Here is an 11,257-nt window from a genome sequence, read left to right as displayed (position 1 = left end):
TAGCTGCGCACCGGCTTGCGCTCGCCCAGGCATGCTTCGTGGAAGCTGCGATGCACGCTGAAGTCGAAGCGGCTGCTGAATTGCAGGGTGAGGCAATCCTGCTCGGTGTCATGTTGGACGTTGAGATGCATGACGTCGACTCCTTAGAACAATTCGATTTCGCCGGCATCCATGCTGTTCTGCAGGGCCGGGCCGCGCGAACGGATGCGTGCTTTTTCGCGTTGCAGCGCCAGGCGCTCGCGCACGCGTTCGGAGTGCTGGCGCAGCACCTGCGCATCGAAGGTCTCGCACGCCAGGGTTTCGATGTCACGCGTGGTTTCGGAAGCGACGCCCTGCAATTCCACCAGGCGCATGCGCGTCTGATTGAGCAACTGGCTGAGGATGTCTTCGAACTGCAGCGAGCGGATGGTGGTGGATACGTCGGAGCCCAGGCCGCGATTGATCTCGACCACCTTGTCGGCCACCGCCGTGGTGCGCGCATCGCTTTCGGTCACGTGCGCCATCATGGCATCGATGCCGCCTTTGGCCGACAGCGCCACGTTCAAATCCTGCGAGGCCAGATCGCCCACCAGGTCGCGCACCTGCTCCATCGCGATGCGCGCGCGTTCCACGTGGCTGCCGATCTGTTCGTTGAACTGATTGGAATGGCTGGCAAGATTGCGGATTTCGCCCGCCACCACCGCGAAGCCGCGGCCCGCTTCGCCGGCGCGCGCCGCTTCGATCGCAGCGTTGAGCGCCAGCAGGTTGGTTTCCTCGGCGATGGTGTTGACGTTCTTCAACAGCGCGAACACCGCGTCCATTTCCTTGGACATGCCGTCGATGCGGTAGACGATGCGCAGGCTTTCGCGCGACAGCTGCACGATCAAGCCCACGAAGTGTTCCAGCAGATCGCCGGTACGCGCCGCGAAATCCTGCACCGAGACGCCGCCGTTCTGCACGTCGATGATCTGCTTGAGCAGCGATTGCTGCTGACCGGTCTTCTGCGACAAGCCATCGAAGCCACCGCCCAGTTCCGACACGGCGTCGCGCAGCAGATCCAGCGCCTGGTGCAGTTCGCGTGCCGCGTGGCCGAGTTCGTCGACCAGTGCGCCGCGCACGTCTTCCAGTGCTTCACGCACGGGCGCGTGATCGGGTTCCTGCACCACTTCCACCACTGCGGATGACGCGGCGAGACGGCGGCATTCAAAGATCCACACCGCGCAGATGGCGGTAATCAACACGGGCGCCATCCATACCGGATTCCAGATCAGGCACAGCAGCAAGGCGACCAGGCTTGCGCCGATACCGACGAGAGGGCGTGGAGCGGAGGCGGAAAGAATGGCGGACATAAGCGATTCCAATACATCAGGATGCGGCGCGTCGTGCGCCGGCGATGGGTTGTTGCGCCAGCACCAGGAGCCGTGCGGCGATCTCTTCCAACGGGAGTTTTTCATCGGCGGCATCGAGCTTCCACGCGGCGCCGGGCATGCCCCACACCACGGAGCTGGCCTCGTCCTGCACCAGCGTCGGCGCGCCGTTTTCGCGCATTTCCAGCAAGCCGCGCGCGCCGTCGTCACCCATACCGGTGAGCAGCACTCCGATGGCGGCGGCACCGATGCTGGCGGCGGTGGAACGGAACAGCACGTCCACGCTGGGCTTGTGGCGATTCACTTGCGGACCGTCATGCAAGCGGCAAACGTATTTGGCGCCATCCCACATCACCAGCAGATGTTCGCCACCGGGAGCGATATAGGCGTGGCCGGGTTGGATCGGCTGACCATCGCGTGCTTCGCACACGCGCATCGCCGAGCAGTTGTTCATGCGTGATGCGAACGGACCGCTGAACGCCGCCGGGATGTGTTGCGTGATAACCATCGGCGGCGCGTCCGGCGGCATCGTCTCCAGCAACACACGAATCGCTTCGGTACCACCTGTCGATGCCCCCACCGCGATGATCCGCATACCGCCGCGCGTGCCGGCCGATTGCGAACGCGGCAATACCGCATCGGCGGAAAGGCGCGGGGGAACGGCAATCTTCTGCACCTGCGTATAAGCACGCGGACGCGTACGTGCGGCCAGCTTTACCTTCGCGCAGATTTCCTGCGCGCTCTCGGCAAAGCTGTTGGCCAGATCGCTCGACGGCTTGGTAAAGAAATCCACCGCGCCGATTTCCAGCGCGCGCAACGTCACTTCCGCGCCGCGCTCGGTCAGCGACGACACCATCACCACCGGCATCGGCCGCAAGCGCATCAGGTTTTCGAGAAAGGTCAGCCCATCCATGCGCGGCATTTCCACGTCGAGCGTGAGCACGTCGGGATTGAGCTGCTTGATCTTGTCGCGCGCGATCAGCGGGTCAGCGGCCACGCCGACGACCTCGATGCCGGGATCGGAATCGAGCATGGCCGACAGGAGCTTGCGCACCAGTGCGGAATCGTCAACGACCAGGACACGGACTTTTTCCATTACCGCCTTCTCGCTTCAGGTACCCAACGCAGCCGGAGTGTTGTTGCTCGTCGTCCCGGCGAACGCCGGGACCCAGTGTCTTTCGCGGCGGAAGTCGCTGGGCCCCGGCTTTCGCCGGGGCGACGGTGTTGAAGCTTGGCGTCAATGGTGTTGATCATGATTACGCCAGAGCCTCAAAACAGCTCCACCTCTCCCTTTATCGGATCGTTCGCCAAACGCTTGAGGTAACGCTGTTCGTTGGCGGCCAGCTCGGCATCGCGCTGGCTGCGCAGCTGGCGCACGCGGACCCGTCCGCTGTTGGGGAAAAACTGCAGCTGGCGCGGGTAGATATCGCCCACGTCTTCCGCCACGATCGGCAGGCGCTCGGTTTCCAGATAACGCTTCACGAAGGCGATGTTGCGCTTGCCCACGTCGGTCATCTGCGCCAGCACGCGGCCGCCGCCGAAGATCTTGACGGTAAGCGCTTCGCGCCGCCCACCGGCCTTCAGTACGGCATTGATCAGCTGCTCCATCGCGTCGCTGCCATAGCGCGCTGCGCGGCCGACGGCCGACGACCAGTCGTTGCGCTCGCCGCTCATCGGCTCGGGCAGCATGAAGTGGTTCATGCCGCCGATGCGCCGATCGGCATCGCGAACGCAGGCGGAAACGCACGAGCCGAGCACGGTGGAGATCATTTCCTCCTGCGCGCTGACGTAATACTCGCCGGGCAGCACTTTCACCGTCATGCAGGCATGCGTGGGATCCCAGAATCGGCGCATGTGCTCGAAACCAGGCAGGACGGGCTCGCTGGTGATGGGCGCAACGGCAACGCCTCGAACAAGGGCAGTAGTCATGCGGCGCGCTTCCGGTAGACGGTGCGGCCCACCAACTCGAACGCATCGCTCAAGCCATGCATCGATTCAGAATGCCCCAGGAACAAGTAACCGCCCGGCTCAAGCAACTTTGCATAGCGATCGAACAACCGCTGCTTGGTCGGCTTGTCGAAATAGATCACCACGTTGCGGCAGAAAATGGCATCGAACGGTCCGCGCATCGGCCAGTCGTGCAGCAGATTGAGCGGCTGGATGGTGACCAGTTCGCGCAGGCGCGGATGCACGCAGGCCATGCCTTCGTAGCGGCCTTCGCCACGCAGGAACCAGCGGCGGCGGCGTTCATCGCTGATGCCACCCATGCGGTCCAGCGCGTACATGCCTCCATTCGCATGCTCCAGCGCCTGCGGTGAAAGATCGGTGGCGAGGATGCGCGCATCGACCTTGCTGCCGCTGCGTTCCAGCGCCTCGGCCAGCACCATCGCCAGTGCATACGGCTCTTCGCCCGTTGCACAACCGGCGGACCAGATACGCAGGCGTCCTTCCGGCTTCTTTGCTTCCAGCCAACGCGGCAGCAATTCGCTGATCAGCAGGTCGTAGTGGTGCATCTCGCGGAAGAACGAGGTGACGTTGGTGCTGATCGCGCTGGCGAGTTCGCCCAGTTCGGCGTCCGGGTCCTGGCGCAGCACTTCGCAATAGCCAGCAAAATCCTTCAAACCGAGTGCACGCAGGCGACGCAGCAAGCGGCCCTGGACCAACTGGCGCTTTTGTTCGCTCAGCGCGATGCCGCATTGCTTGTAGACGAAATCGCGCAGGAACTGAAACTCGGCATCGCCAAGCAGTGGTCCACCTGCATTAGTCATCACTGCGCGGAAATCGGAAACGGTTGCCGTATTCATGACTTGTCACTCCATCCACGCATGGGCCGTGGCGAAGGCAGGTTGAAAACCTGTGTCGAAGCCTTGCTGCATCCCGTAGCGAATACCGGTCTGCAGAAGGTGTCCCAGCTCCCCAGAGTCACGATGATTACCTCGTCTTATGTGAGTAATGCACGCGCTCCGGCTGCGCCGATGTCACTCCTTGCGCTGTCCGGCACCATCCCCAGGAAGCCGGCCAACTCAACCGCTTTCATGGCTCCCTCCTCCGCTTCACGCAGAAGAGGGAGCCTCATCAAAATTCCTTCCACACGTCGCTGTCGGTGGTCGCCGGCACAGCGCGGCGTGGTGCGGCAGCCGGCGGTGCAGACTGGCGCACGGCAGCGAACACGGCTTCTGTTTCCGCCATGATTTCAGCAGCCTTCGGCTTGGCTGACGCAGGGGCTGCGGCTTCTTCGCCTAGGCGAAAGAAGCCCACTTGCCGCGACAGTTCGCCGGCCTGTTCGTGCATGGCGCGTGCGGCGGCGGACGCTTCTTCCACCAGCGCGGCGTTCTGCTGCGTCATCTCGTCCATCTGCGACACGGCGTTGTTGACCTGGTCGATGCCGGCCGATTGTTCCTGGCTGGCGGCGGCGATCTCGGCGACGATGTCGGTGACCTTCTTCACGCTGTCGACGATGTCGGCCAGGGCCTTGCCGGATTGATCCACCAGCTCGGAACCCGCGCGCACCTTGTCGGCGCTGTCGTTGATCAGCAGCTTGATTTCCTTCGCCGCACCCGCGCTGCGCTGCGCGAGGTTGCGCACTTCCGTCGCCACCACCGCAAAGCCGCGGCCTTGTTCGCCGGCGCGTGCGGCTTCCACCGCAGCGTTCAGCGCAAGCAGATTGGTCTGGAAGGCGATCTCGTCGATCAGGCTGACGATGTCGGAAATCTTGCGGCTGGAGCTGTTGATCTCGCGCATCGCGGTGACCGCCTGCGCTGCCACTTCGCCGCCGCGCTCGGCCTGTTCGCGTGCGCCGCGGGCAAGCTGGTTGGCGTGGCTGGCGTTTTCGGCGTTCTGCTTCACGGTGGAGGTCATTTCCTCCATCGAGGAGGCGGTTTCTTCCAGGCTGGATGCCTGTTCCTGCGTGCGCTGGCTCAAGTCATCGTTGCCGCGCGCAATCTGCTGTGCCGCCGTGCTCACCGCATCGGAACCGTTGCGCACTTCGGCAACGATATCCACCAGGCGCTGATCCATCGTGCTCAACGCGCCAAGCAGTTGCGCCAGCTCGTCGTTGCCTTTGACTTCGATGGCATGGCCGAGCTTGCCGCCGGCAATTTCATTGGCCACCTTCATCGCGTAGCTCAGCGCATGCGAGATCGAACGGATCAGCAAGACCGAACGCAGTGCGGCGAACAACAAGCCTGCAACGAGTGCGATCAGCGTGATCATGCGAATGCGCTGGTAACTCTTGACCTGGCCTTCGTAGATCTGACCGGCTTCGTCGCTCTGCACTTTCACCAGCTTGGCCAGCGCGTCCTGGCGCTGCATCAGCAGCGGACGCAGTTCCATTTCCACCAGGTCGGAAGCACCGTTATCGGACTGCTTGATCGCGTCGAGCACGTCCTGCTTGGCCTGATCATAATCCTTGTCGCTGGAATGCCACTCCTTCGACGCAGCAGCGACCGCCGGGCTCAGTTCCAGCTTGGCGAAACGATTTTTATAGTCGTTCATTTCAGCCTGATAGCGCTCGAACTCCGCCATCTTCTGCTTCACCTGGTCAGCCTTGCCGACCAGCGAGGCCGCTTCGCTGAGCGTGAGGAACGACTTGAGCGAGTCGCTGCGCACCTGATCGAGAATCTGGCTCGGCACCATGCCGGATTCGTAGATGCGCTGCGTACCGGCGTTCTGCTGCGACATGGAATACAGCCCGATGGCCGCACCCGCCAGCAACATGACGCCGAGCAGGCCGACCAGCATGACCAGCCGCGCCCGCACCGTGAGCGATTTGAACTTGAATGTCGGGAAACGCAATTTCATGAGGGTTGTCCTTCAGGCAACGGCTTTCACATCACCCGCCGCGGTAAGCGCGGCGTCGAGCATCTGGGCGTCCTGCGGCTGTAACAGCTTGTCCGCGTCGAGCAGCAGCACCATGCGGTCGCCGACAGAGGTCAGTCCTTTCAGGTATTCGGTATCCACGGTGGTGCCCATGTCCGGCACCGGGCGGAGCGCATCGTCGGCGACGTCCAGTACGTCGGAAACCGCATCCACCACCACGCCGAACTGGCGGCCGGCCACGGTGATGATCACGGTGACGGTGGTGGCGTCGTAGGCTTCGCGATGCAGCCCAAAGCGCAAGCGCAGATCGATCACCGGCACGATCGCGCCACGCAGGTTCAGCACGCCAAGCACGTAGTGCGGCGACTGCGGAATGCGCGTGACTGGCGTCCAGCCGCGAATCTCGCGCACGGCCAGGATGTCGATACCGTATTCCTCGTGCGCAAGGTTGACGGTGAGGTATTGCGCTTGGTCAGACATGGTTCGCCTCGTGGATGGGAGCGTGTCCAGGCGTGCTCCCGTTCGTAAGAGGAATCGGCTGGCGAGGCGAGAACTTGAGGTGGATGTTGGCTTTTGAAAAACAGCTGCATGGCGTCCGCCACACGCGTAGGTTGGGGTGCGAACCCCAACATCGGATCTATGGTGGGATAGCTCTGTTGGGGTTCGCACCCCAACCTACGAAGCTGAAACGCTCGGCACCGCGCCGCTCGCTTTGCTCGCACCCCGCCCCAGCCCTCGCCTGCAAGCAGGGGAGGGGTTGTCGCATTGATGACCTACGCCGCCTTGCGTCGCGACTGCAGGCGAATCAGACCGGCCACGTCGACGATCAAGGCCACCGAACCGTCGGCCAGAATCGTCGCGCCGGAAATGCCGTCCACGCGCCGGTAATTGGCTTCCAGCGATTTCACCACCGCCTGCTGCTGGCCCACTAGCTCGTCGACGAACAGACCGATCTGAGTGCCATCCGCCTCGACCACGATGACCAGGCCTTCCTCGATCTTCTGCCTGGCGTTGTCGCAGCCGAACTGCTGATGCAGGCGCACGATCGGCCGGTATTCGCCACGGAAGCGGAACAGCTCGCCGCCACCGGTGACGCTGCGCACGGCATCGGCGCGCAATTGCACCGATTCCACGATCGACACCAGCGGCACGATATAGCACTCGCCACCCACCGCCGCGCGCAAGCCGTCGATGATCGCCAGCGTCAACGGCAAGGTAATGGTGAAGGTGGTGCCCTGCCCCGCGCGACTCTTGATGGATACGTTGCCGCCCAGATCCACCACGTTGCGGCGAACCACGTCCATGCCCACGCCGCGGCCGGAAAGGTCGGTGGTGACGGCCGCAGTGGAGAAACCCGGCTGGAAAATCAGCTCGCCGACGGCTTCATCGCTCAGCTCATCGCCGCTCTTGATCAAGCCCTTCTGCACCGCTTTAGCGATGATCGCATCACGATTGAGACCGGCACCGTCATCGGAAATTTCCACCACGATCGAGCCGCCGCGATGGAACGCTTCCAGGCGCAACGTGCCCATGTCGCCCTTGCCGGCGGCGCGGCGCTTGTCCGGCGTTTCCAGGCCGTGGTCGATCGCATTGCGCACCAAGTGCACCAGCGGATCGCCGATTTTTTCCAGCACCGTTTTGTCCAGTTCGGTGTGTTCGCCGACCAGGTCCAGCTTCACCTGCTTGCCCAGCTTCTGGCTGAGATCGCGCACCAGGCGCGGGAAGCGGTTGAACACCGAGCCGATCGGCAGCATGCGGATGCCCATCACGCTTTCCTGCAGCGAGCGTGTGTGACGGGCCAATTGCGCCAGGCCGTGTTGCAGCATCGCCAGGCGCGACGGATCGAAGTCCTCGCGGAATTGGTCGAGCATCGCCTGCGTGATCACCAGCTCACCGACCAAATCAATCAAGCCATCGATTTTGTCGATCGCTACACGCACGGAGCCGGCGTCGTTGCTGCTCGCCGCCGCGCGCGTCGTTGCTGCCGCCGCACCAGCACCCGCAGCCGGTGTTGCGACGGCTTCGACCGCAGGTGCAGGCGGTGGCGTGACGGCAACGAGCGGCTCGATGGACAGATCGCATTCGTCTTCGACCCATTCGAACACCGTCTTGATCGCATCCTGGCTGACCGCACCGGTCAGTTCGATGCGCCATCCCAGGTGACATTCGGAAGGATCGAGTGCCTCCAGCGTGGGCACACGATCCAACTGTGCCTCGACGACCAGCTGACCGAGCGCAGCCAGTTCACGCAATAGACGCAACGGGTCGTTGCCGCCGGCCAACATGCCGGCGTGGGGACGGAATTGAATGATCCAGCCGCTGGATGCAGCCGGTTTTGCAGCCGCTTTGGTCGCCGTAGCAGGTACGCTGTTGCCGGCCGCCGCCGCAAGCTGCTGCTTGAGGTTTTCGCTATCCGCATTCGCCAGCGGCTGGCCGCTCTGCGCGCGATCGAACATGCCGCGCAGGCAATCCACCGTGCGCAACATCAGTTCGATGATGGATTTGTCGATCGCACGGCGGCCGTCGCGTACTTGATCCAGCAGCGATTCGGCCTCATGCGTCAGCGCGGCCATGTCCGGAAAACCGAACGTGGCCGAGCCGCCTTTGATCGAGTGCGCCGCGCGGAAAATGCTGTGCACCAGCTCCGCGTCGCCGCCGTCATCGAGCGCCAGCAGCGCCGATTCCATGGCATCGAGGCCTTCCAGGCTTTCCTCGAAGAAGACTTTGTGGAATTGGGCGATGCTGATGCTGCTCATGAGAAAGAGATCCTGGGTAAGCCTTGATGTCCCTGGCCGTCATTCCGGCAAAGTAAGTTCAGCCAAGCACGCGCTTGACCGTCGCCAGCAACTGCTCCGGATCGAACGGCTTCACCAGCCAGCCGGTCGCACCCGCCGCCTTGCCTTCCATCTTCTTGTCCGTATTGGATTCGGTGGTCAGCATCAGGATCGGCACGCCCTTGTACTCGGCACGGGTGCGCAACTCGCGCACCATGCTGATGCCGTCCATCACCGGCATGTTCACATCGGCCAGCACCAGGTCGAACTTGGAGGACGCCGCCGTATCCAGCGCCGCCTGTCCGTTGTCCGCCTCGCTCACCTCATAACCGGCGCTACGCAGCGTGAATGCCACCATGCCGCGCATCGACGCCGAATCGTCCACCGCAAGAATCTTCGCCATCTTCCACCTCGAGTTCAGGCCGGCTTCTTCGCCGGCAATGCCATTGCTTCCACCAGACCCAGCTGGCTCGCCGCGTCGTACAGCGGCGCGCTTGCACCCGCCCACTGCAGCTGGCGCTCACGCTGCTTCGCTTCGCGCTGAAACACCACCAGCAACTGCAGCGCGGCGGTATCGATACGATCCACCGCGCCGCCATCCAGAATGATCTGCGAGGATTCCAGTGCTCCGCGCAGTTGCGTGTGCAGTGCACCGACCTCGGCGATACGGCAGTCGGCGGGGATGCTTATCCGCGCTTCGCCTTTGCTCTTGCCGCCCATGGTGGTCACCTCGCCGGGTTGGTCTGTTGTGAGCTTTATCGGCGAAGCGCCAAGCAGCTTTAGCGGTAGGTTGGGGTGCGAACCCCAACATCCTCATCGGCATGAAAAATGTTGGGGTTCGCACCCCAACCTACGGCCCCTAAAGTTCTCCCAAGGCACGCCGATACCCACTCCAAAGGTTCGCGAACAACGCGCACACCAGCGCGTCGCTGGCCAAGGAGCCAAGCGTGATCATCCAGCCAACCAGCGTTGCCGCACTGACCTGGCTCGGTGCTGCCGCCGGCGCCAGCTCTGAGGGTTGGCGCATTGGCAACGTGTTGTCCGCGCGGCCCCTCGGCGTCAACGAACAGGGGTTGCTGGTACTGCAGGTCGGCGCGCTGACGGTCGAGGCCGAAGCGCCGGGCACCAAGCTGCCGCCGCAGTTCCAGGTGCGCGTACTCAGCGTGGGCGCGCAACCGCAGCTGGAAATCCTTGGCGCCGATACGCATCCCGACAGCACTGTCCATCAGGCGCTGCGCGAACGATTGCCGCAACAGAACGGCTACGCGCCGCTGCTGGCGACGGTCGGCGCGCTGTCGCAATGGTCCATCGCCAAGCAGTTGCCGCCTTATGTGCGCTCGGCGCTGGCGCTGCTCGAACACAGCATGAGCACCCCGCGCGAGCTGGCCACCGCCGAGGGTTTGCGCCAGGCGGTGAACCGCAGCGGGCTGTTTCTCGAAGCGCAGCTTGCGCAGGCGCCGCCCAACGACGCCACCACCGCGCACGACGATATGAAAGGCGCCTTGCTGCGCCTGGTCACCATCCTGAAAGGCCAGCCCATCCTCGGCGAAAGCAGCGATACCGAAGTGGATCCGCCATTGCTGTATCGCGGCGTGGTGCCGCAAGGACGCGCGCCCCTGCCGCTGGAGTTGGCCAGCACCACCGACGCCACCGAACTGTTGCCGCGCCTGTACACCGACGTGCAGGGTGCGCTGGCGCGACTGGAAGTGGCGCAACTGCAAGCCAATCCGAATCACTGGATCGTCGAGATTCCGGTGCAGAACGAGGAAGCGGCCGATGTGCTGCAGCTTTCGCTCAAGCATGAGCCGGAAGCCGAACACAGCTGGACCATGGGCTTCTCGCTGGACCTGCCCACCCTCGGCCCGATCGTTGGCGAATTGCATTTGCGCGGGTTGCGCCTTTCCGTGCGGTTGTGGGCACAGCACCGCGATACGGTGGATCTGCTGGAAGGCCAGTTCGATGACCTGCGCCAGCGCCTCGGCGCTACCGGCTTGTTCCTGGATCAATTGAGTTGCCAGTTCGGCCTGCCGCAAGCCGCCGGCAGCATGAGCGCCGTATTCCTGAAGGCGACGGTATGAGCACACCCACCCTGCCCGCTCCGCAACGCAAAGTAGTGCTGCGCCTTCCGGGCGGCACCGACGGAAACCAGGCTCCATCCGGCCCATCGACGCATGATGTGGAAAACCTGCTCAAGCATGCGAATGCGCTTGGCTTGCCTGTGCATCACGATCCGCAGATCGCGGCGTTGTTGGTGTCGCTGCGCATGAACGCGGATGTGCCGCCGTTGTTGTATGCGGCTGCAGCGGCGGTGTTGGCCAG

At 63.4% G+C, this 11,257-nt stretch carries 11 protein-coding genes; 2 read left to right on the top strand and 9 right to left on the bottom strand.

Translation table 11 applies throughout. The features are described 5' to 3' along the window. Positions 1–143 precede the first annotated feature (143 nt). The 9 genes from VJR68_RS10265 to VJR68_RS10225 all read right to left on the bottom strand — a co-directional run bounded on the left by VJR68_RS10265 (position 144) and on the right by VJR68_RS10225 (position 9,658). Complete coding sequence (locus VJR68_RS10265) at positions 144–1,328, bottom strand: methyl-accepting chemotaxis protein (protein WP_324147583.1); 1,185 nt, start codon at positions 1,326–1,328, stop codon at positions 144–146. Between the two features lie 16 nt (positions 1,329–1,344). Further along, entirely contained in the window at positions 1,345–2,442 is a 1,098-nt protein-coding gene (locus VJR68_RS10260) for a chemotaxis response regulator protein-glutamate methylesterase (RefSeq protein WP_324147582.1), read from the bottom strand. 173 nt (positions 2,443–2,615) lie between these two features. Beyond that, complete coding sequence (cheD, locus tag VJR68_RS10255) at positions 2,616–3,275, bottom strand: chemoreceptor glutamine deamidase CheD (RefSeq protein WP_324147581.1); 660 nt, start codon at positions 3,273–3,275, stop codon at positions 2,616–2,618. Continuing rightward, positions 3,272–4,150: a protein-glutamate O-methyltransferase gene (locus VJR68_RS10250; RefSeq protein ID WP_324147580.1), complete on the bottom strand. Its 879-nt coding sequence runs from the start codon at positions 4,148–4,150 to the stop codon at positions 3,272–3,274. The genes cheD and VJR68_RS10250 overlap by 4 nt, the downstream gene beginning before the upstream one ends. Before the next feature lie 271 nt (positions 4,151–4,421). Then, positions 4,422–6,146, bottom strand: a complete 1,725-nt coding sequence (locus tag VJR68_RS10245; protein WP_324147579.1) for a methyl-accepting chemotaxis protein — start codon at positions 6,144–6,146, stop codon at positions 4,422–4,424. A 12-nt stretch (positions 6,147–6,158) separates the two neighbouring features. Next, the gene (locus VJR68_RS10240; protein WP_324147578.1) at positions 6,159–6,644 is read right to left on the bottom strand and encodes a chemotaxis protein CheW; all 486 of its coding nucleotides are present in this window, start codon (positions 6,642–6,644) and stop codon (positions 6,159–6,161) included. A gap of 293 nt (positions 6,645–6,937) precedes the next feature. Continuing rightward, a complete protein-coding gene (locus VJR68_RS10235) occupies positions 6,938–8,920 on the bottom strand; it encodes a chemotaxis protein CheA (protein WP_324147577.1) in 1,983 nt (660 codons plus the stop codon). A gap of 58 nt (positions 8,921–8,978) precedes the next feature. Then, positions 8,979–9,341, bottom strand: a complete 363-nt coding sequence (locus VJR68_RS10230) for a response regulator (protein ID WP_324147576.1) — start codon at positions 9,339–9,341, stop codon at positions 8,979–8,981. Positions 9,342–9,355: 14 nt separating this feature from the next. Continuing rightward, positions 9,356–9,658 carry an STAS domain-containing protein gene (locus VJR68_RS10225; protein WP_324147575.1) on the bottom strand — a complete coding sequence of 101 codons (303 nt, stop codon included), beginning with the start codon at positions 9,656–9,658 and terminating at the stop codon, positions 9,356–9,358. 227 nt (positions 9,659–9,885) lie between these two features. Between VJR68_RS10225 and VJR68_RS10220 the strand changes: the two genes are divergently transcribed. Both VJR68_RS10220 and VJR68_RS10215 read left to right on the top strand, forming a co-directional pair. Beyond that, positions 9,886–11,016: a flagellar hook-length control protein FliK gene (locus tag VJR68_RS10220; protein ID WP_324147574.1), complete on the top strand. Its 1,131-nt coding sequence runs from the start codon at positions 9,886–9,888 to the stop codon at positions 11,014–11,016. Further along, positions 11,013–11,257 (top strand): flagellar biosynthesis protein (locus VJR68_RS10215; protein WP_324147573.1); only part of this gene is annotated, 245 nt, incomplete at its 3' end. The genes VJR68_RS10220 and VJR68_RS10215, both read left to right, overlap by 4 nt.

Origin of the sequence: Dyella sp. (assembly GCF_035277725.1) — a bacterium.
Classification (GTDB): domain Bacteria; phylum Pseudomonadota; class Gammaproteobacteria; order Xanthomonadales; family Rhodanobacteraceae; genus Dyella_B.
This window is presented reverse-complemented; position numbering and strand designations above follow the sequence as displayed.